At 58.5% G+C, this 21,623-nt stretch carries 18 protein-coding genes; 8 read left to right on the top strand and 10 right to left on the bottom strand.

Translation table 11 applies throughout. The annotated features are described in order from the left end of the window. Positions 1-351: 351 nt before the first annotated feature. A complete protein-coding gene (locus ACIPZB_RS06850) occupies positions 352-1,521 on the top strand; it encodes a p-hydroxyphenylacetate 3-hydroxylase oxygenase component (protein WP_400639509.1) in 1,170 nt (389 codons plus the stop codon). Between the two features lie 76 nt (positions 1,522-1,597). Beyond that, positions 1,598-2,542 carry a p-hydroxyphenylacetate 3-hydroxylase reductase component gene (locus ACIPZB_RS06845; RefSeq protein ID WP_336084982.1) on the top strand — a complete coding sequence of 315 codons (945 nt, stop codon included), beginning with the start codon at positions 1,598-1,600 and terminating at the stop codon, positions 2,540-2,542. An 87-nt stretch (positions 2,543-2,629) separates the two neighbouring features. On the opposite strand, the gene hpaI is transcribed toward ACIPZB_RS06845, so the two are convergent. The 8 genes from hpaI to ACIPZB_RS06805 all read right to left on the bottom strand — a co-directional run bounded on the left by hpaI (position 2,630) and on the right by ACIPZB_RS06805 (position 10,005). Then, positions 2,630-3,433, bottom strand: a complete 804-nt coding sequence (hpaI, locus tag ACIPZB_RS06840; protein WP_336084983.1) for a 4-hydroxy-2-oxoheptanedioate aldolase — start codon at positions 3,431-3,433, stop codon at positions 2,630-2,632. Between the two features lie 10 nt (positions 3,434-3,443). Further along, positions 3,444-4,247, bottom strand: a complete 804-nt coding sequence (gene hpaH, locus ACIPZB_RS06835) for a 2-oxo-hept-4-ene-1,7-dioate hydratase (protein ID WP_336084985.1) — start codon at positions 4,245-4,247, stop codon at positions 3,444-3,446. A 17-nt stretch (positions 4,248-4,264) separates the two neighbouring features. Continuing rightward, the gene (locus ACIPZB_RS06830) at positions 4,265-5,572 is read right to left on the bottom strand and encodes an MFS transporter (protein WP_336084987.1); all 1,308 of its coding nucleotides are present in this window, start codon (positions 5,570-5,572) and stop codon (positions 4,265-4,267) included. 44 nt (positions 5,573-5,616) lie between these two features. Then, positions 5,617-6,027, bottom strand: a complete 411-nt coding sequence (locus tag ACIPZB_RS06825; RefSeq protein WP_336084989.1) for a 5-carboxymethyl-2-hydroxymuconate isomerase — start codon at positions 6,025-6,027, stop codon at positions 5,617-5,619. Between the two features lie 62 nt (positions 6,028-6,089). Then, positions 6,090-7,013, bottom strand: a complete 924-nt coding sequence (gene hpaD / locus ACIPZB_RS06820; RefSeq protein WP_336084991.1) for a 3,4-dihydroxyphenylacetate 2,3-dioxygenase — start codon at positions 7,011-7,013, stop codon at positions 6,090-6,092. A 90-nt stretch (positions 7,014-7,103) separates the two neighbouring features. After that, positions 7,104-8,564: a 5-carboxymethyl-2-hydroxymuconate semialdehyde dehydrogenase gene (gene hpaE, locus ACIPZB_RS06815; RefSeq protein WP_336085082.1), complete on the bottom strand. Its 1,461-nt coding sequence runs from the start codon at positions 8,562-8,564 to the stop codon at positions 7,104-7,106. Between the two features lie 5 nt (positions 8,565-8,569). Further along, entirely contained in the window at positions 8,570-9,337 is a 768-nt protein-coding gene (locus ACIPZB_RS06810) for a fumarylacetoacetate hydrolase family protein (protein ID WP_336084993.1), read from the bottom strand. Next, positions 9,334-10,005 (bottom strand): fumarylacetoacetate hydrolase family protein, encoded by a 672-nt coding sequence (locus tag ACIPZB_RS06805; RefSeq protein ID WP_336084995.1) that lies wholly within the window; start codon positions 10,003-10,005, stop codon positions 9,334-9,336. The genes ACIPZB_RS06810 and ACIPZB_RS06805 overlap by 4 nt, the downstream gene beginning before the upstream one ends. A gap of 174 nt (positions 10,006-10,179) precedes the next feature. Here ACIPZB_RS06805 and hpaA point away from each other — a divergent pair, with 174 nt between their 5' ends. Together hpaA and hpaR are read left to right on the top strand one after the other, a co-directional pair. After that, positions 10,180-11,085, top strand: coding sequence for a 4-hydroxyphenylacetate catabolism regulatory protein HpaA (gene hpaA / locus ACIPZB_RS06800; RefSeq protein WP_336084997.1), 906 nt, complete (start codon positions 10,180-10,182; stop codon positions 11,083-11,085). A 185-nt stretch (positions 11,086-11,270) separates the two neighbouring features. Continuing rightward, positions 11,271-11,693, top strand: a complete 423-nt coding sequence (gene hpaR / locus ACIPZB_RS06795; RefSeq protein WP_336084999.1) for a homoprotocatechuate degradation operon regulator HpaR — start codon at positions 11,271-11,273, stop codon at positions 11,691-11,693. Here hpaR and ACIPZB_RS06790 read toward each other — a convergent pair. Continuing rightward, positions 11,690-12,703, bottom strand: a complete 1,014-nt coding sequence (locus tag ACIPZB_RS06790; protein WP_336085001.1) for an MsnO8 family LLM class oxidoreductase — start codon at positions 12,701-12,703, stop codon at positions 11,690-11,692. The genes hpaR and ACIPZB_RS06790 overlap by 4 nt on opposite strands. Positions 12,704-12,791: 88 nt before the next feature. On the opposite strand from ACIPZB_RS06790, the gene ACIPZB_RS06785 reads away from it, so the two are divergent. Further along, a complete protein-coding gene (locus ACIPZB_RS06785) occupies positions 12,792-13,976 on the top strand; it encodes a Bcr/CflA family multidrug efflux MFS transporter (protein ID WP_400639506.1) in 1,185 nt (394 codons plus the stop codon). A gap of 150 nt (positions 13,977-14,126) precedes the next feature. On the opposite strand, the gene ACIPZB_RS06780 is transcribed toward ACIPZB_RS06785, so the two are convergent. Further along, complete coding sequence (locus tag ACIPZB_RS06780; RefSeq protein ID WP_336085005.1) at positions 14,127-15,299, bottom strand: phospholipase D family protein; 1,173 nt, start codon at positions 15,297-15,299, stop codon at positions 14,127-14,129. 582 nt (positions 15,300-15,881) lie between these two features. Between ACIPZB_RS06780 and ACIPZB_RS06775 the strand changes: the two genes are divergently transcribed. Genes ACIPZB_RS06775 through ACIPZB_RS06765 form a run of 3 tightly spaced genes read left to right on the top strand, consistent with a single transcriptional unit; the run spans position 15,882 to position 21,572 of the window. Further along, positions 15,882-17,009, top strand: a complete 1,128-nt coding sequence (locus ACIPZB_RS06775; protein WP_336085007.1) for an efflux RND transporter periplasmic adaptor subunit — start codon at positions 15,882-15,884, stop codon at positions 17,007-17,009. A 10-nt stretch (positions 17,010-17,019) separates the two neighbouring features. Beyond that, a complete protein-coding gene (locus tag ACIPZB_RS06770) occupies positions 17,020-20,160 on the top strand; it encodes an efflux RND transporter permease subunit (protein ID WP_336085009.1) in 3,141 nt (1,046 codons plus the stop codon). Continuing rightward, entirely contained in the window at positions 20,157-21,572 is a 1,416-nt protein-coding gene (locus ACIPZB_RS06765) for an efflux transporter outer membrane subunit (protein ID WP_336085011.1), read from the top strand. Before ACIPZB_RS06770 ends, ACIPZB_RS06765 begins: the two co-directional genes overlap by 4 nt. The last annotated feature ends 51 nt before the right edge of the window (positions 21,573-21,623 follow it).

Genomic DNA, 21,623 nt, shown 5'->3' with positions numbered 1-21,623 from the left:
AAGCTGTTCTTGGAGGCAAAGTCTTGGCTATCACAACTCTGCCTGCCTGACATCGTCGGTCGCCTAATCAAGGGCCATAGCACGTGCCACGTTAAGAGTTGGCGCTTGTGCGATCGCTACACCAAGAGCATGTGATGACTTTGCATCACGCTTTACCATTCCTGAAATTCGAGAGCGTCGCGCCTTGGTTATTCCAGGCAAGCGTCTCATGGAAAGTGCAATTTTCCCCTCGGAACGTGCATTTCTCGACCACGTCCAGCGACACATACTGAAACTGTCATCGAGATTTCTCGGCTGCCCAATTCTGCATTGGGCATGCGCGCTGACTATCCAATAATAAAGAGACAGTTCATGAAAAAGCCAAACCCCCTGCTGGAAGACCTCAAAGCTGTTCTGCCGTCCATTGCCTCCAACGCCTTTCGGGCGGAGCAGGATCGCAGCGTCCCCGCAGAGAACATCGCCTTGCTCAAGAGCATTGGCCTGCACCGTGCGTTCCTGCCCAAGCAGTATGGTGGGATGGAGATATCCCTACCACAGTTTGCTCAGTGCATTGCACTGCTGGCCGGTGCCTGTGCCAGCACTGCATGGGCGATGAGCTTGCTGTGCACCCACAGCCATCAGATGGCGATGTTCTCATCAAAGCTGCAGGAAGAGGTATGGGGCAGCAACCCTGATGCCACCGCCAGCAGCAGCATCGCACCCTTCGGTCGTACCGAAGAAGTAGAAGGTGGTGTGAGCTTCAGCGGCGAGATGGGCTGGAGCTCCGGCTGTGATCACGCCGAGTGGGCCATTCTTGGATTCCGCAGGCCTAACGCCGAAGGCTCCCAGGATTACTGTTTCGCGCTACTGCCGCGCAGTGACTATGAGATTCGTGATGACTGGTACGCGGTCGGTATGCGCGGCAGCGGTAGCAAGACACTAATCGTTAAGGATGCATTTGTGCCTGAGCACCGTATCCAGAAAGCCAAGGATATGATGGAAGGCAAGTCGGCAGGTTTCGGACTGTACCCGGACAGCAAGATCTTCTTCACCCCTTACCGTCCATACTTCGCCAGTGGATTCTCGACAGTCAGCCTCGGCGTCGCCGAGCGCATGCTCGAGGTCTTCCGCGAGAAGACCCGTAATCGCGTACGCGCCTATACGGGGGCCGCGGTCGGCGCCGCAACGCCAGCGCTGATGCGCCTCGCCGAATCCACCCATCAGGTCGCGGCTGCTCGCGCACTCTTGGAAAAAAGCTGGGATGAGATTGCCGAACACAGCGAGCGCCACGAATACCCATCGCGCGGCACGCTTGCATTCTGGCGCACCAACCAAGGATATGCAGTGAAGCTGTGCATCCAAGCGGTCGATCGGCTGATGGAAGCTGCCGGTGGCGGTGCTTGGTTCGAAACGAACGAGCTGCAACGACTCTTCCGTGATTCGCACTTGACTGGCGCCCACGCCTATACCGACTACGACGTATGCGCACAAATTCTGGGGCGTGAGCTGATGGGGCTGGAACCCGACCCAGCGATGGTCTAAGCCGCTTCAGGCTGATATCCCCACACAACCACAATAATGAACAGGGTAGGCCGTCTGGCCTGCCTGGGAGTCTTGCATGTCTAATGAAACTGTAAACCCTGCTGATTTCGACACCCGTGCCTTCCGCCGAGCGCTGGGTAATTTCGCGACTGGCGTAACAGTGATTACCGCTGCTGGGCCTAGCGGCCGGAAGGTCGGTGTTACTGCGAACAGCTTCAATTCGGTATCACTAGAGCCGGCGCTGATCCTCTGGAGCATCGACAAACGCTCCACTAGCCATGAGGTATTCGAGGAGGCTTCGCACTTTGCCGTGAACATCCTCGCGGCTGATCAGATCGATCTGTCCAATAACTTCGCACGCCCCAAGGATGACCGCTTTGCAGGCGTTGATTACGAGCAGGGGGCCGGTGGCGCGCCTCTGCTTGTCGATTGCTCAGCGCGTTTCCAATGCGAAAAGCACCAGCAACTCGACGGCGGGGATCACTGGATCTTGGTGGGCAAGGTAGTAGCTTTTGACGACTTTGGACGCTCGCCGCTGCTGTACCACCAAGGTGCCTATTCCATGGTACTCCCACACACTCGTATGACTCAGCGTACCGAAGGGCTTGCACCGAGCAGCAGTTTTCAAGGCCGCTTGCAGTATAACCTGTATTACTTGATGACACAGGCACTGCGCGCTTACCAGGCCGACTATCAGCCACGTCAACTGTCCACCGGATTGCGTACCAGCGAAGCGCGCATGTTGATGGTTCTGGAGAACGATGCAGGTCTGAGCCTGAATGACCTGCAACGCGAGGTGGCGATGCCTGCGCGTGAAATCGACGAGGCGGTGGCGAACCTAAAGCGTAAGGGTTTGATCGCCGACGATGAAGGCCGGGTACGCTTGTCGATCAAGGGTATTGATGAGACCGAAGCTCTCTGGAGTATTGCCCAACAGCAACAAGAGAAAGTTTTCGACCGATTCAATCCTGAGCAAATCGAGAACTTCAAGACTGTGCTGAAGGCGATCATTCAGCTGTAATTCTTCTGAACACTGCAAAAAAACGGCGCCCATTGGGCGCCGTTTTCGTCTTGTTCATCGCACTCTGTCTGTGCGCGCGATGTGGTGTCAGTAAACACCACCACCAGCACTGCTGAACACCAGCGTATCCTTGAATTTGCCGGCGAGCGTTTGCAATCCACGCATCAGCACGGTGGTATCGACCCCGACCGCAACGAAGGCCGCACCCAGCTCGATATAGCGCCGCGCCAGCTTCTCGTCGGCGCTGAGAATCCCCGCCGCCTTGCCCGCCTTGCCGATGCGCACGATGGCGTCCTCGATCGCCACTTGCACGTCCGGGTGCCCGGGGTTGCCGCGGTGGCCCATGGCCGCGCTGAGGTCGGCAGGGCCGATGAACACGCCATCGACGCCGTCGACCTCGACGATCTCGTCCAGGTTGGCCAGGCCTTCCATGTTCTCGATCTGCACCAGCAGGCACATCTGCGCGTCAGCCTGGTCGAGGTATCCCGGGATGCTATTCCAGCGCGAGGCCCGCGCCAGGGCGCTGCCCACGCCACGCACACCCTTAGGCGGGTAGTGTACGGCCTTGACCAGCTGGCGTGCCTGTTCGGCGCTCTCGACCATGGGTACCAGCAGTGTCTGCGCACCGATATCCAGCACCTGCTTGATCAGCGCGGTATCGCCGATGACCGGGCGGATCACCGGCTGGCTCGGGTACGGCGCTACCGCCTGCAACTGCGCGAGCATGCCGCGCAGGTCGTTGGGCGCGTGTTCGCCGTCGATCAGCAGCCAGTCGAAGCCGGCATTGGCGGCAAGTTCTGCGCAGTAGGCATCGGCGAGGCCTAGCCACAGGCCGATCTGCGCCTGGCCGCTGCGCAGACGTTGCTTGAAGGTGTTGATGGGCATGTCCATGGCGAGCTCCTCAGATGAACCGGCAGGCAATCGAGCCGAGAAGGTCGTAGTCGACGTGGAAGGTGTCGCCGGGGCGCGCAGCCACCGGGCGGGTGAACGAGCCGCCGAGGATGATCTGGCCAGGCTCCAGGGTGATGTCGTAAGCGGCCAGCTTGTTGGCCAGCCAGGCAACGCCTTTTGCCGGGTGGTTGAGCACGGCGGCGCTGACCCCCGACTCCTCGATCACGCCATTGCGGTAGAGCACCGCCGGCACCTTGCGCAGGTCGATCTCGGTGGGGCGCACGGCCCGCCCGCCCATGACCACGCCGGCATTGGCGGCGTTGTCGGAAATGGTGTCGAAGACCTTGCGCGTGGCCTGGGTCTGCGGGTCGACCTGCTGGATGCGGGCATCGATGATTTCCAATGCCGGGATCACCCATTCGGTGGCGTCCAGGACGTCGAACACGGTCACGTTGGGGCCTTTGAGCGGCTTGCCGAGGATGAATGCCAGTTCGACTTCGACTCGCGGCACGATGAAGCGCTCGAATGGAATCTCGCTGCCTTCGTCGAACAGCATGTCGTCGAGCAGCGCGCCGTAGTCGGGCTCGGTGATGTTCGACGACACCTGCATGGCGCGCGAGGTCAGGCCGATCTTGTGGCCGACCAGCTTGCGACCAGACGCGATCTTCTTCGCGACCCAGGCACGCTGGATGGCGTATGCATCTTCGATGGTGATAGTTGGTTGCTCTAGGGAGAATTGGCGAACTTGCTCGCGCGAGCGTTCGGCCTGGTCGAGGCGCTCGGCAGCCTGCTGGATGAATGCGTTATCAAGCATGGTGGGGATCTCTGGATTCAAGGGTTGACGATGGCGGCCCGGGTGCGCAGCACCAGCAGGCCACCGAGGGTTATGAAGACGGCCAGGGCGTACAGCGCAAGACTGGCGCTTTGTGTGGTGTCACGCACCCAGCCGATGAAGTAGGGCGCCGCGAACGAGGCGATGCTGCCCAGCGAACTGATCAGGGCGATGCCGGCGGCCTGGGTGCGGGCATTGAGAAAAGCCGGTGGTAACTGCCAGAACATCGGCAGCGCAGCGCTGGCGCCCATGCCCGCCAGAATCAGCCCGGCCAAAACCGGCCAGGGTTGCAGCGGTGCCAGGCCGGTGATGGCGATGCCGGAGGCGGCCATCAGTAGCGGTACGCACAGGTGCCAGCGGCGTTCGCGCTGGCGGTCGCTGGAGCGCCCGCAGGCGAGCATGAACACGCAGCCGGCCAGGTAGGGAAGGGCGCTGAGCAGGCCGACGCTGGCGTCGCTGCCGATGCCGGCACCATGAATGAGGCTGGGCATCCAGAAGGCCAGGGTGTTGACCGCCAGCATCACCGCGCAATACACAGCCACCAGCAGCCAGATGGACGGGCTGATGAGGATGCCGCCCAGGGAGGTGACCGTCTTGCGCTGCTCTTCACAGCCGAACTGGGCTCGCAGCGCCGCCTTCTGCCGGTCGTCGAGCCAGTGCACCTGCTCGAAGCGTTCCGGCAGTGCCGCAAGCACCACCAGGCCCAGCACCACCACCGGCGCACCTTCGAGCAGGAACATCCACTGCCAGCCTCGCAGCCCGGCGCTGTCGTGCATGAAGGCGAGGATCGCCCCGGACAGTGGCCCACCCACCACGCCGGCCAGCGGCACGGCGATGGCGAACAGGGCGGTGACCTGGGCCCGGCGCCCGGCGGGGTACCAGCGATTGAGGTAGACCAGGATGCCCGGGAAGAAGCCGGCCTCGGCCGCGCCCAAGGCAAAGCGCAGCAGGTAGAAGGTACTGCTGCTTTCAATCATCAGCATGCTGGTGGACAGCAATCCCCACACCACCATCAGCGTGGCGATCCAACGACGCGGGCCGACGCGTTCCAGCATCAGGTTGCTGGGCACGCCGAACAGCGCATAGGCAATGAAGAACAGGCCGGCGCCAAGGCCGTAGACCGTATCGGACAGCTGCAGGTCTTGGCTCATCTGCATCTTGGCGAAGCCGATATTGATGCGGTCGAGGTGGGCGAACAGGTAGCAGACCAGCAGCAGAGGCATCAGCCGCCAGGTAATCGTGCGGTGGGTGGCGTCGGCCAGTTCAGCCTGGGTTGGCGCCGGCGAGGCATGTTCGAGTGTGCTCATGGTTTTTGTACTTGTTGTGTGATGAGGCAACGGGCGGCCTGGGTTCAGGCCGGGCGGTTGAACAGCGGGTGCAAGGTGCTTTGTTTGGCGTCGTAGACCTGCTGGGCACTTTCATCGATCTGCAGGGTGATGCCGACCGGGCGTTGTTGCAGCAGCCCGTCCAGGCGTTGTTTGAGTACCTGTTGCAGGTTGTCGCCGACCGCCTTGTGCACCTCGCGGCTGCGGCCGCTGCCCATGCGCAGGTTGGCGTACAGGAAGCCGTACTCGCCCTTGCCGTCAGCCACCGCGCAATGGGTGGCGGGGTAGGCCAGCACGCGGGTGCCGCCGGTGGGGAACACGGCCTTGCCGGTTTCGTCGTGCTGTTCGAGCATGCAGTCGGCCAGGGCGCGGCACAGCCCGGGTATATCGGCATCGGCTTCCAGGTCAGGGGTGTAGAGCAGAACCAGGTGTGGCATGAAGGCATCCTCAGCGAGAAGCACCTGGCCATCGCGGGGACGGCCAGTTGCGAACGGGTGGGTTACAGGCGACTGGTGGAAGCAACGTTGGCCGGATTAGCCGCCTGCGGTTGCGGAATCGCCGAACCGTCCTGGGGGGTGACCGGGAAGATGGCATTGATCTGGCCAGTTCCCGAAGAGCCGAAGTACGGGGTCACTACCTCAGCCTCGCCGTCATAGTTCGACCAGCCGAGGGTTCCGAGCAGCATCGCCGTGTCATGCATGAAACCTTCGCCATGACCTTTGGAGGCGTACTCGGGGAGCATTGCGCAGAAGTCTGCCCATTCGGCGCTTTCCCACATTTTCACCACCCGGTGATCGAGGGTTTCCAGGAACGGGCTCCACACCTTGGTGGCGAAGTCCGGGGCCTGGCCGTTCTGGGCGAAACGGTGCGACAGCGAGCCACTGGCAAGGAACGCAACGGTGCCGTCGTAGTGGTCTTCCACGGCTTTGCGCATGGCCCAACCAAGGCGGGCGCTGTCAGCCAGATAATGCGACGTGCACAGAGCCGAGACCGAGATCACCTTGAAGTGCTGGTCTTGGTTCATGTAGCGCATTGGTACCAGGGTGCCGTACTCAGGGCCCAGCGTGGTGGCATGGTGGGCCATGGTTTCAACACCAAAAGCATTGCAGGCATCGGAGAGGATCAGCCCAAGCTCTTTGTTACCAGGGAATGCGTAGGGCATGTTGCTGATAAAATGCGGCAGCTCGTTGGAGGTATAGACCCCTTCAAATCGCTCTCCGCAGAGAATGTGATAATTGGCATTGACCAGCCAATGGGTATCGAACACAACGATCGTATCGACGCCCAGCTCACGGCAACGGCGACTGATTTCGTGATGTCCATCGATAGCGGCCTGGCGAAAGCCTTGGCGGGGCCCAGGCAGTTCGGACAAATACATGCTGGGCACGTGAGTGATTTTGGCTGCGAGCGCCACTTTACCCATGATCAGACTCCTTATTCTTATAGATCCCAGAGCACCAAGCGAGGTCGCAGTCGTCAGAACAGAAGCCCGCCCGGTACTCAGGGAAAACGGTCACACGCCCCAGCGCGGGATGTGGTGGCTACCCATGGAAATGCAGACGTTCTTGATTTCGGCAAACACTTCGAAGCTGTACTGCCCACCCTCGCGGCCGGTACCGGAGCCTTTCACACCACCGAACGGCTGACGCAGGTCGCGCACGTTCTGGCTGTTGATGAACACCATGCCTGCTTCGATACCACGGGCCAGGCGGTGAGCCTTGCCGATGTCCTGAGTCCAGATGTACGAGGCCAGGCCGTACTCGGTGTCGTTGGCCAGTTGCAGCGCCTCGGCTTCGTCCTTGAACGGGATCAGGCAGACTACCGGGCCGAAGATCTCTTCCTGGGCGATGCGCATCTTGTTGTTCACGTCGGCGAACACGGTGGGCTGGATGAACTGACCTTTGGCCAGGTGCGCAGGCAGGTTAGCCGGGCGCTCCAGGCCACCGGCGACCAGGCGAGCGCCTTCTTCGATACCGATGCGGATGTAGCCAGTGACCTTGTCGTAGTGCTGCTGGGTAATCATCGAGCCGACCTGGGTTTTCGGGTCGGTCGGATCACCGACGATCAGGCGCTTGGCGCGTGCAGCGAACTCGGCAACGAACTGCGGGTACACGCTTTCCTGGATGAAGATGCGGCTGCCGGCGGTGCAGCGTTCGCCGTTCAGCGAGAAGATGGTGAACAGTGCAGCGTCCAGGGCGCGCTCGAGGTCGGCGTCCTCGAAGATCAGCACCGGGGATTTGCCCCCCAGCTCCATCGAATACTTTTTCAAGCCAGCGGTCTGCATGATCTTGCGGCCGGTGGCAGTGCCGCCGGTGAAGGAGATCGCGCGTACATCCGGATGGCGCACCAGGGCGTCGCCAGCCGTGGCGCCGTAGCCCTGGATCACGTTGAGCACGCCATTGGGGATGCCCGCCTCGACGGCCAGGCGGCCCAGCTCGTTGGCGGTCAGCGGTGACAGCTCGCTCATCTTCAGTACCGCAGTGTTGCCCAGCGCCAGGCACGGCGCGGTCTTCCAGGTGGCGGTCATGAACGGCACGTTCCACGGCGACACCAGGCCACACACGCCGACCGGCTGGTACATCGTGTAGTTGAGCATCTGGTCGTCGACCGGGTAGGTGTGGCCGTCCATGCGCGTGCACACTTCGGCGAAGAAGTCGAAGTTGTGCGAGGCGCGCGGGATCAGCACGTTCCTGGTCTGGTGGATCGGCAGGCCGGTGTCGAGGGTTTCCAGCTCGGCCAGTTTCGGCACGTTCTGGTCGATCAGCTCACCCAGCTTGCGCATCAGTCGTGCGCGCTCTTTGGCCGGGGTATTGGCCCATTTCGGGAAGGCTTCTTTCGCCGCGGCCACGGCCTGGGCGACTTCCTCGGCACCGCCGCTGGCGACTTCGCAGATGGCGTCGCCGGTAGCCGGGTTGTAGTTGACGAAGGTGTCTTTGCTTTCGACCTCACGGCCATTGATCCAGTGCTTGATCATGCTGCTCATGCCTTGTTGTTCTTGAAGAAGTCAGCTTCGCTGACGATGCGGTTGACCAGGCGGCCGACGCCTTCCACTTCCACCACCACTTCGTCGCCCGGCACCACGTCGGCCAGGCCTTCCGGCGTGCCGGTGGCGATCATGTCGCCCGGCTGCAGGGTCATGAAGCTGGAGAAGTATTCGATCAGGTGGGGGATGTCGAAGATCATGTCGGCGGTGGTGCCTTCCTGTTTCAGCTCACCGTTGATCCAGGTGCGCAGCTTCAGGTTGCTGACGTCGGGTACATCGGCGGCATCGACGATCCACGGGCCGACCGGGGTGGTGGCGTCGCGGTTTTTCACCCGCAGGTTGGGGCGGTAGTAGTTCTCGAGGTAGTCGCGGATGGCGTAGTCGTTGCACAAGGTGTAGCCGGCCACGTAGTCCAGGGCATCCTCGCGCCTGACGTTTTTCGCCGCTTTGCCGATGACCGCGACCAGCTCGCACTCGTAGTGCATGTACTCGACATTGTCCGGGCGCCAGGTCACCTGGTTGTGGCCGGTGTAGGTGCCCGGCGACTTGATGAAGGCCAGCGGCTCGGTGGGCGGGGCGAACGCCAGTTCGCGGGCATGGTCGGCGTAGTTCAGGCCCAGGGCGAACATGCTGCCGTCGGCCGGTGGCAGCCATTCGACCTGGCTTTCGTCGAGCACCCGGCCATCGGCCAGGCGCACGGCGTTGTCGGCTTCGACGGTGACAGCGTGGACGCTGCCCTCATAACGGATACGCGCGTGTTTCATGCAGGCTCCCCCGACTCGGCAACGATGGTGTTGGCCAGGCGACCCAGGCCTGTGATCTCGACTTCCACGTGGTCTCCCGGGAGCACGTCCACGCGCCCCTCCGGGGTGCCGGTGATCAGCACATCGCCTGCATGCAGGGTCATGAACTCGCTCAGTTCGGCGATCAGTTGCGGGATGCTGCGCACCAGGTTAGCGGTGGTGTTTTCCTGCACCACAGCGCCGTTCACGTAGAGCTTCAAGGTCAGCTGATGCGGATCGGCGACTTGCGCCACCGGCACCAGATCTGGGCCGATCGCGCAGAAGCCATCGCGGCACTTGGCCTTGACCGCAGGGCGGTAGTAGCTGTCTTCCGGCAGGCTGTATTCATTGACGATGGTGTAGCCGGCCACATGGCCCAAGGCGTCGGCGGCGCTAACCCGGCTGGCGTCTTTGCCAATCACCACGCCCAGCGCCGGGCCCGGTTGCAGACGCTCGCCGGCGGGGTGAATCACGTTGGCACCATGGGCGTTACGGGTGTTCGGCGTCTTGATGAACAGCACCGGCTTGACCGGGGCCTGTTTGTAAGGGGGCTGTTCGAACTCAGCCAGACGCTGCTGCAGCAGACCGTTGTAGTTCAGCGCTACGCCGAACACGGTGCCGTTCGCAACGTCATGCAACGCATGGCTCATGCTTCTCTCCTGGCAGTGATGGGGAGCAGATCCTCCCCAGCTAGATTGTTAATGTGTTAACGTTATAATTAAGATGTTAACGAACGTCAAGGTTCCATCCTGTAGTGTCCGCTTCCCAGCGGGTGCACTATGGGTCATGGTTAACTCGGTCAAACGGCTAGCGAGTAAGCAGTGATGAGCGATCGGCACCCCATCCCGAACATCAACATCGGTCAGGTTTACGACCAGCGATACAGTGACAGCGAGGTGCACTACGACCGGCTCGGTAACCTGGCGGGTTTTTTTGGCCGCAACATGCCCGTCCACCGGCATGACCGGTTCTTCCAAGTGCATTACGTGAAATCGGGCACGGTACGGGTGTATCTGGATGACCAGCAGTTCATCGAGTCGGGGCCGATGTTTTTCCTCACACCGCCGACTGTGCCGCATTCTTTCGTCACCGAATCGGATAGCGACGGGCATGTGTTGACGGTGCGTCAGCAACTGGTTTGGCAGTTGATCGAGGCCGATGCCAGCCTTCTGCCTGCCGGCGTTCAGGCGCGACCTGCCTGCGTGGCACTGGCGAAGGTACCGGCATCCGATCAAGCTGAGGCCAGACGCCTGGAGCGCTGGCTGGAGGCGCTTAGTGATGAGTTCGCAAGCTCTCATCCCGGCCGAGATGCAGCGCTCCAGTCGCTGACCCGGCTGGTTATGATCAGCCTGCTGCGGTTGTGCCCTAACTCGCAGGAGTCCACGACAGCCCGTCATGAAGACCTGAAGATTTTTCACCGTTTCAACGCACTGATCGAAGTGCATTACTTGGAGCATTGGCCCCTGGCGCGCTACGCCCAGCAGATCGGGGTCACTGAGGCGCGTCTCAATGATGTTTGTCGACGGATCGCTGACCTGCCATCCAAGCGCTTGGTGCTGGAGCGACTGATGCAGGAGGCTCGACGATTGCTGTTGTTTTCCGCAAGCTCGGTGAATGAAATCTGCTACCAGCTTGGCTTCAAGGATCCCGCCTACTTCAGCCGTTTTTTCAATCGCTATGCCCAGATCTCGCCTGGTGAGTACCGGCAGCGGCAATCGGAGTTGCAGTGAATTGACCACGTGGGCACACCTGCGGGGCGTTGTAGTTGTTTGTCACTGATGCTCGCAGCTTGCCGACAAGGCTTGAATGGGTTTTCCGTAGATCAGATTGCACTTTCCACAGGGTGGAGGTAGGTTGCTATCGTGCCGCGCGGCGCCTATCTCCATAGCAGTCTCTATCAGCACAGAGCCCAACGATGATCAAGACACAACCCTCGTTGACGTTAAGCCTGCTCCAAGCGAGAGAGGCAGCCATGGCATTTTTCAGGCCTCTTCTTAACGATCACGACCTGACTGAGCAACAATGGCGGGTGATTCGCATCTTGCATCAGGAAGGCGAATTGGAAAGCCATCAGCTCGCGCATTTAGCATGCATCCTAAAACCGAGTATGACGGGAGTTCTTGGGCGCTTGGAGCGTGATGGGATGGTCAGCCGGCGCAAGGCCGCTGAGGATCAGCGGCGAGTACTCGTGACCCTGACTGACAGTGGCCAGGCATGCTTCAGTGCGATGCGTGAAGGTATGGAGGCCAACTACCGCAAGATCCAGGCGCAGCTTGGAGAAGACAAGCTGCAGCAATTGTTAGGGCTATTGAACGACCTCAAGCGCATCGCCCCTTAACGGCACGCGATCAACTCATAGCTGCGCTTACGGTCTTCGAAGCGGTGGGTAACCGTAACGATTCCGATCTCCTTGCAGTCATAATCCCGAGCGAAAGCTTCGATTCTGCTGCGGCAGGTGTGCGCTGACCCGACGACCATTGCGTCGAGTGTCTGCGCATACTCGCAGCGCACCTCCAAACTCATGCGCGAATATCGCTGCTGTACCTGTTCCGGGCTAAGCAATGGCTCACGCGCGCCGTGCCTTGCACTCATCTTGCGATACACCGCCGTGCCAGCGAGAAAGCGCGCCTCTTCGTCCGAATCTGCGCAAACAACTGCTAAAGCCAACAGGCGCGGCGGCGTTTCGTCATTGCCGGCCTGGCGCCATGCCCGAACGTGATGCTCGAAGATGCCTGGAGAGCAGGTGTTGGGTGCAATGAATTGCGCCAGGGCCAGACCCATACCCAGCTGACCTGCAAGATTTGAGCTGCCACCACCAGAGCCGAGCATCCACAGCGAAGGCAGCGTCCCTGCCTCCGGTTGGCAAGTTAGGGAAGCATATGGGTGATCAGCGGGGAACTTGCCACGCAGGAACGCGCAAAGTTCGGCCGCCTGCTGCGGGAAGTGATCGTGCCCGAGGAGTTCGCCTGGCGCCGCCAGCGCGATACTGCTCAGGTGGCTGCCGCCTGGAGCACGACCGATGCCAAGGTCAATGCGCCCGGGGAACAGGCTGCCGAGTAAGGCGAAAGTTTCCGCGACCTTGTAGGCACTGTAATGGCTGAGCATTACGCCGCCGCTGCCCACGCGCATGCGCTGAGTGGCACTAGCGATACGGGTTAGTAGGATTTCTGGAGCGGCTCCAGCGAACTGGATGCTGTTGTGATGCTCGGCCAACCAGTATCGGTGGAAGCCCAAACGATCACAGGCCTGGGCCAGCTCCAGAGAGGCCGCAGGTGCGGTACCTGAGGTGTAGTGCTCGTGCACAGGGGTTTGGTCGATCACGGTAAGGAACAAGGTCAAAAATTCCACGTGGATTTCTAATTAATATATTAACAAATTCGGGCTGGAGCACCTAGAATGTTAAGATATTATCGAATTTGACCTGCGGAGCGTTCGCTTGACCCATCCTAGTCGTCTGATCGTGTTACTGGCTGCGTTAGTGGCGTTTGCCCCGTTGTCCATCGATACCTATCTGCCAAGCCTACCCAGCCTCGCTCAAGACCTAACTGCCGACACGGGTCGCGTGCAGATGACGATCGGCGTTTTCCTCGCCGGGCTGTGTATCGGAATGCTCTTCCATGGCCCTTGTGCCGACCGTTATGGACGCCGGCCAGTCCTTTTATGGGGGATGGTGCTGTACTTAGCCGCAACTATCGGCTGCATGGCGGCGGGAAGCGTGGAGCAACTGATCGCCTGGCGTTTCCTTCAGGGAGTGGGCGGAGCTGCCGCCTCGGTACTGGCGCGAACTATCGTGCGTGACATCTTTCCGCTCAACGAGTCGGCCAGGATCCTTTCGCTGATGCATCTGGTGACCATGCTCGCCACTCTCGTCGCTCCACTCGCTGGGAGCTTCCTGATGTTGCTAGACGGCTGGCGAGCAATTTTTGCGGGGCTTTTCTGTTTCGCCGCTATTTGCCTAAGCGCAAGCCTGCTGTTCATTCCCGAAACACATCCTGTCGAAAGACGAGCGGGAACGTTCCGAGCGGCGGTGGCTGCTTATTGGCAGATTGCACGCAACTCTCGAGCCTTGGCGTTAATCCTGTGCATGGGTTTGTCGTTCGGTGGAATGTTTGCGTTCATTACCGCTTCGCCCTATGTCTACATCGTCTACTTCGACGTTTCGCCTCGCGACTACGGATTGCTATTTGCCCTCAACATCGCGGGAGTAATTGTGGTTACCTTGCTGAACGCCCGACTGGTCGGCCGGTATGGCCCTTTGGCAATGCTCGGTGTCGGCGCGGCAATCATCACGGTGGCGGCATTGGGATTGGGCTTTTTGGGGAGCGCAGGAGTTCGGAGCTTGGAGGGCATTGTCCTACTGGTCGTGCTGTACGTCAGTGTCACCGGTCTTATGGGGGCGAATTGCGTTGCCAGTCTTTTGAAGTTATTCCCAGCCAATGCAGGAGCCGCCGCCGGGTTGGCGGTGTCGATGCAGTTCGCAATGGGAGCAGCGTTCAGTGCGCTGGTCGGTGCCTTGGCTGACGGCTCGCCGCGGCCGATGTGCCTAGTCATCGCGGGCGCGGGGATGGGAGCAGCACTGTGTTATGGATGGATCAGGATCAAATCAATGGCTACGCGATAGGCGCGCATACTCCAGTGGTTCTATCTCCGTCCCGAAGCAGTGGCTGGGCGGATAGACGCATCGTCACTCTGAATCCGCATCAGCGCCATGCTATGGATTCGTGTGTCTGAAGGGTCTACCGCTCGCGGAAGCATTTTCTACATGTCCTATTCACACTGCGGCGTAAGGGTTGCGCTCCCTCCAGATAACGGCATCGAGTTCAGCCAGATTTTTAGCGGGATAGGTTTTGGCCCGACTCAGCGCGATGCGGAGCAATCGCGCCGATCGGATGTAGTTGGCTCCCTGGCTTGCACCTCTCACCCTGTCAGCGCCTGTTCCTAGCAGCCAATCGCGGATCGGGGAATTTAGTACAAAGTATCGTTTGGGGAAAAATTGGCAGAGCATCTCAGAGAATAGAGCTCCACGTGTGTTGACCCCAGCGCTGGCAAGACGATCAATCTCAAGCCTGACAACCCTATCCCGCGATATCTCTTTGGCATTGAGCACGCGTACTACGCTGATAGCCAGTTCCTGGAAATTACTGCTCCGTCCCTGACGCTCCCAGCCCGCACCCTGGAAGCGATTGCGATGGCCATGGCACCAGAGACTGTTGAGCTGGTCGTAGAATCTCGCATCGTCGCCGGCCCTCCAGGTTTTTTTATCCGCTGCTGCCCGGAAAGCAGTCTCCAGCTCCGAGCGGAACCTAGCGAACTGACGCATTTGCCCTCGACGTCGAGCTAGCACCTGATCGAGCCTTGAAAGGGATTTCGGATTGGGTAGCTCTAGCTCGAAAACCGCCCCTTCGTCATCCCCATCCTGCCGCCCCTGTCGCTTAGGTTTACTCGGCTGCTTTGCCTCCTGGTAGCCCGCAAGCCAGTTCGAATCGAGTGTCGCGCAATTGTTCGCGAGATTCTCAATCCACTTCTCGGCCGCTCGGAACGTTGTCTTCGAAATACGCGAGTACCCATTGGCCTCGTGATTGGATGAAAACGCTGCTTTGGAGAGATTGGATGAGCCTACGAGTGCGTGGCATGATCCATTCACCTCCCGCCAAAAAACCGCCTTCGGGTGAAAGCCCACGATACCTTCTGCAACGAGGAACTCCTCGTGCCATTTCTCAGGAAGCCACTTGAGCACCTGCTTGCAAGCCGCTATCCGAGTGATTCCAAAGTCTTTGCCGACGATAAAAGTAAAGGTCTCGCACTGCTTGCCTAAATCTTCCTCGATGTCCCAGTGGGTGAGGTAGGCGCTGACTATGTACAGATGGGTTGAGTTGCGGAAGGCGCGGCGGTAGATGTCCGCAAGCTCTGTTTTCGAGCTCTGAGGGAGCAGCAGTAAATCCATTCGGTAACATCCATCCAGAGAAAAGCAGCGGCAGAATTTGCCCAGATGACTTGGAAATGGAGCCACTCCCGGCAAAGTCTTGTGCGCGTAAATGGAACAGCCGCAGACAGCAAAATTGCCGTCTAGAGATGCTGTCATATAGCTATCAATGGTTGCGTGTGCCCTCAGCTTTTGCAAGCTTTCGAGCCCACCTACCTACAGGTTGAGCTGAAAAGGCAGCTACGGCATCGATTTCGTTCAGAAGCAGGGCTATTTCCCTATATTTTGGAATTCAAGGATGAAATGAATGGAATTTCTTGCGATTAATCGTTTTAGCTAGTGCCCGTAGAATCAGCGCCAAGTCAGCGAGCTAGAGCTTCCAACCCGACCCGTTTAACCCGCAGGCGCGGGTGCATTTGAGGCAAGCCGACAGCTGGGGCTTTCCAAGGCCCTGCCTCGAGCTACTGCTCAATCGAGTCTTCTAGCCACACCTCTAATAAAACCACCTTAAACATTCTGTCTAGCGCTACAGCGTCAGGCTCAGTCGCGCCCTGAAAAGGATGCGGCTGTATTGCTGTGGGCTGATGAATCATTGGAGATCAAATGAAGAAACCCATTTTGATTGGGCTTATCTGCGCGCTTCCTGTCGGCGCGCTGTTGCTGGCGGGATGCAAACCGGCAGATACCCATTCGGAGGCTGCTCACGCACTCAAAGTCGGTTACTACGAGGTAACCGAAGCGCCGATCACGCTCACTACAGACCTGCCTGGTCGTACCTCCGCGTACCGTATGGCGGAGGTGCGGCCACAGGTTTCAGGCATTCTCCAACAGCGACTGTTTACAGAAGGCAGCGAGGTCAAACAGGGGCAGCCGTTGTATCAAATTGATCCGCGTACCTACCTTGCTCAACAGATCCGAGCCGAAGCCAATCTCAAGTCTGCACGAAACCTCGCGGAGCGATACGAACGCTTGCTCAAAACTCGAGCGGTAAGTCAGCAGCAATACGACGACGCTGTGGCTGCTTGGCAGCAGGCACAAGCTGATGCAAAGGTTGCACAGATCAAGGTGCAGTACACCAAGGTACTTGCGCCTATTTCAGGCCGGATTGGTCGTTCGTCGATGACAGAGGGGTCACTTGTCACAGACGGCCAAACCTCCGCGTTGGCCGAGGTGAATCAGCTTGATCCGATCTATGTCGACGTCACTCAGTCCATCACACGTATCCTGGCACTCAAGCGAGCACTCAAATCAGGTGATCTCAAGTCTGCCGGTGACGATCGGGCTGAAGTCACCCTGAGACTCGATGATGGAAGCATTTACCCAATCCCGGGCACGCTTAAATTTTCGGAAGTCAGCGTTGATCAGGGAACCGGTTCAGTCACGCTTAGGGCAGTGTTTCCGAACCCTGACCGTGCGCTTTTGCCAGGCATGTTCGTTCACGCCGGGGTGAAAGAAGGAGTCAGGCAGAACGCCATCTTGGTGCCCGAGCAAGCAATCATCCATGACAGCCGCGGCATTGCAACCGCGTGGGTCATTGGTGATGACAACCACGTTCAGCTGCGAGACCTCACGACGGTTCGAACTGTAGGCAATGCATGGTTGGTCGACGCCGGTCTTGAGCCTGGCGATAAGGTCATTACCGAAGGACTTCAGTTCGTCCAGTCTGACTCCATCGTCGACGCCCATCCTGCAAACAACGTTCAGCTGAAAACAGCTCTGAGCGCGAATTAAGGGGGCAACGATGTCACGATTTTTCATAGACCGGCCCATCTTTGCCTGGGTCATCGCGCTGGCAATCATGCTCGCTGGAGTGCTGGCGATTCACAGCCTTCCCGTTAACCAATATCCCAACATCGCCGCACCTGCAGTCCAGATTTCCGTTACTTATCCAGGTGCTTCCGCTCAAACCGTTCAGGACACGGTGATCCAAGTCATTGAGCAGCAACTCAATGGCCTCGATGGACTGCGATACATCAGCTCTAACGCAAACAGTGATGGCAGCGTCGAGATCACTGTCACTTTCGACCAAGGCGTCAATCCAGATATCGCCCAGGTACAGGTGCAAAATAAGCTCCAGCTTGCAACGCCGAACCTCCCGGAGGAGGTTCAGCGCCAAGGCATTCGCGTAGTCAAATTCCAAGCGAATTTCATGCTCTTGGTGAGTATCTACTCCACCGACGGAAAGCTGAGCTATGGCGATCTAGGTAACATCATCGTATCGAGCTTCAAGGATCCGCTGTCTCGAACCCAAGGAGTGGGCGACTTCTTCGTATTCGGCTTTCAAAATGCAATGCGTATCTGGCTGGATCCGGCAAAACTAAATAGCTATCAGCTGATGCCTAGTGACGTAAGCGCGGCGATCGCATCTCAGAACGTTCAGATCTCCTCCGGCTCAATTGGGGGCCTTCCTACTCGCCAAGGTGTTGAGCTGAGCGCCAATGTCATCGGAAAAACACGCCTGCGCAGCGCGGATGAATTCAAGGAGATTTTGGTAAAGGTTCGGCCAGATGGTTCGCAGATTCGCCTAAAGGACTTGGGCGAGGTCGTATTGGGAAGCGAGACCTACTCCTACGACGTCAACTACAACGGCAAACCTGCTGCGGGTATCGCATTGCGCCTCGCGAGCGGGGCTAACATGCTTCAGACAGTGGAGCGGGTGAAACAGACAGTCGATAAGCTGAAGGCAAATTTACCGCCAGGTGTGGAAGTGGTTTATCCCTATGACACCAGTCCATCAGTGAAGGCGTCGATTGAGTCGGTGGTTCATACGCTATTCGAAGCCATCGTTCTGGTATTCCTGGTCATGTTCCTGTTCTTGCAGAACGTGAGAGCGACATTGATCCCCACTCTGGCAGTCCCTGTCGTTCTGCTTGGTACCTTTGGTGTCCTCTACGCCTGCGGCTTCACCATCAACGTGATGACGATGTTCGCAATGGTGCTAGCAATTGGCTTGCTCGTCGACGACGCCATCGTCGTGGTTGAGAACGTTGAGCGGTTGATGCAGGAGGAGCATCTGTCCCCGAAAGAAGCTACCTACAAGTCCATGCAGCAGATATCCGGAGCCTTGATTGGCATCGCATTGGTCATCACTGCAGTGTTTATGCCCATGGCCTTTTTCGGCGGCTCCGCCGGCATCATCTACCGTCAATTCGCCATCACCATCATCACGGCGATGGGATTGTCAGTCCTCATCGCCCTGATTTTCACACCGGCACTGTGCGCGACGATACTCAAGCCTCATGAGGCCAAGAAAGCAACGGGCTTTTTCGCTTGGTTCAATCGCATGTTCGAGCGGAACACCACCCGTTACGAACGCTCGATTACCCGGATTTTGAGCAACCGCAAACGGACTTTTGTTGTGTATGCCATGTTGCTTGTCGGCGTCGCTCTGATGTTCCGGAATCTGCCATCTGCTTTTTTGCCGGACGAAGATCAGGGACTCTTGGTCGTGCAGATCCAGACACCGCCCAACAGCAGCGCTGAACGCACCGAGTCGGTACTGAAGAAGGTGCGGCATTATCTGCTTGAGAAGGAGCAAGCTGGTGTGCTCTCGGCATTCACGATCAGCGGTTACAACTTTGCAGGTCGTGGGCAAAACTCTGCCGTTGTCTGGGTGCGCCTCAAGCCATTTGAGGAAAGAGGGGCGAAGGAGAATTCTGCATTCGCTATCGGACAACGCGTGACGCAGTTTGCACGAACGATATCAGAAGCCAGCATTGTTTCGATCGTGCCCCCTGCCATCATGGAGATGGGGAACGCGACCGGGTTTGATCTTTACCTGCAGGACAATGGCGCCCGAGGGCATAGCGCCCTTATGGCCGCGCGCGATCAGCTAATGAAGCTCGTGGCCAAAGAACCAGCGCTCTCCATCATCCGCCCGAACGGGTTGAATGATGAAGCCCAGTATCAAGTCACGATTGATGACGAAAAGGCGAGGGCGTTGCAGGTCACGATTGAGTCGATCAACGACACCATGTCGGTGGCTTGGGGCTCGAGCTATGTGAATGACTTTATCGACAAGGGCAGGGTGAAACGGGTTTACGTGCAAGGTGAAATGGATGCTCGCATCTCTCCTGAAGACTTTGATAAGTGGTACGTCCGAAATGCGCTAGGACAGATGGTGCCATTTTCGGCGTTCGCCAGTGGTACATGGGTGTATGGCTCTCCAAAGCTAGAACGGTACGCCGGCGTTCCATCGGTAGAGCTCCTCGGAACACCTGCTGAAGGCTACAGTACCGGTGATGCCATGGCCGCAATCGAGCGGATAGCGTCTCAGTTACCCAGTGGCTTCGATGTGGCATGGACTGGTCTGTCCTATGAAGAGCGCGCTGCCGGTTCACAATCCACGATGCTCTACGTGCTTTCTCTGCTCATCGTATTCCTCTGCTTGGCAGCGATGTATGAGAGCTGGACGGTTCCTGTTTCAGTGATGATGGTAGTACCGCTGGGCGTACTGGGTGCGGTGGCTGCGACGTTAGGGCGAGGATTGTCGAATGATGTTTTCTTCCAGGTAGGGATGCTCACCACCATGGGCTTGGCGGCCAAGAACGCCATCCTCATCGTTGAGTTCGCTAAAGAGCTATATGAAAAGCAGGGTCGTACCTTGGTTCAGGCTGCTACTGAGGCAGCTCGCCTGCGCCTGCGTCCGATCATCATGACATCGATTGCCTTCGTCATGGGTACCTTGCCACTGGCTCGCGCTCACGGCCCGGGCAGCGGTAGCCAACACTCCATCGGTACAGCAGTCGTGGGCGGCACGCTGGCCGCAACATTCCTCGCCATCTTCTTCGTGCCACTGTTCTACGTCGTGGTGATGAAACTCATTTCTTCCAGGAAAGCATGCGGAGAGCGCAGCCTGGCCGATATCGGAGTCCAGCAATGAACCGAATGACTTTGATTGCGGCGCTCACCTTGACCTTGGCCGGCTGCAGCATGATTCCTGAATATCGTCGGCCTGATACGACTACCCCGGAGCGCTACCCAACGGGTCTTGCGTATTCTCAGCATGCGTTAGGAGACGCCTCACACATTCAGTGGAAAATGTTTTTCCAGGATCCATACCTTCGACAATTGATTGATCTGGCGCTTACCAACAATCGGGATCTGCGAAAAGCCACATTGAATGTGGCTGCCTATCGCGCCAAATACAGAATTCAAGGTGCAGCTCTATCACCTGAAATCGGAATTGAGGGGGCGACCGGACGCTCTCGTACTCCTGGGTATCTGTCTGAAACCGGAAAACAGCTTACGGCAGGCAGCAACAGTCTGCAGGTCGGATTAGCTAGCTATGAGATGGATCTCTGGGGGCGTGTTCGTAGCCTGGATCGCAATGCGCTCGAAAACTACCTGGCGACAGAGGAGGCCCGGCGTAGCGTGCATATTGGATTGGTGGCTGACGTAGCAGTGGCATACCTTACCTGGCAGACAGATCGCCAGTTGCTTGATATCACTCGCTCAACGCTGAAGAACTACCAGCACAGCCTGGAATTGACTACTGCAGGCAGCCAAGCAGGAACTGCGTCTGATCTTGATGTTCGTCAAGCGAGAACGTTGGTAGATAGCGCGAGAGGGCAGGTGCAGTCCTATGTACGACAGGTTGCCCAAGATAAGAACGCGCTACAGCTTTTGCTCGGCTCGACGGTACCGGCAGAGCAAACTTCCGCTGATCTGGACACCCAGATTCTCGTTCAGATACCTGAGGGTTTGCCAAGCGCATTGCTTCGACAGCGGCCTGACATCCTAGCTGCGGAGCACCGACTCTTGGCAGCTAATGCCAACATCGGTGCCGCCCGAGCAGCCTTCTTCCCAAGCATCACTCTGACAGGCGGAGCAGGTACGGCCAGCAGTCGTCTCAGTGGACTTTTTGATAACGGTTCGGAGAGCTGGAGCTTTGTCCCACAGATTCACATCCCGATCTTCACAGGTGGGCGACTCGAAGCGAGTTTGGACTACGCCAAGATTGCAAAGGAAATCGAAGTGGTGAACTACGAGCAGTCAATCCAGACGGCTTTCCGAGAGGTGGCTGATGGATTGGCAGCTCTGGGTACGTGGGACGAAGAGCTCAGTAGCCAACACGATCTGGTGCAAGCGACCGAAGAGTACACTCAGATGGCTCAACAACGGTACGATGAAGGCGTTGATAACTACCTCACCTTGCTTGACGCTCAACGGCAGCTGCTTTCAGCCCGACAGAAGCTGCTCACTGATCACCTGGCTCAGCTTACGGCCCAGGTTCAGTTGTATAAAGCCTTGGGAGGAGGGTGGGATTCGAGCACTGCAGCGGGCCGAACGTAGCGCAGTAGCAGTGTCAATCCATGACTGTCGAGATTGATAAGTGGGGCATAC

The sequence above is a fragment of the Pseudomonas sp. NPDC089396 genome (assembly GCF_044749545.1).
Lineage (GTDB): Bacteria > Pseudomonadota > Gammaproteobacteria > Pseudomonadales > Pseudomonadaceae > Aquipseudomonas.
This window is presented reverse-complemented; position numbering and strand designations above follow the sequence as displayed.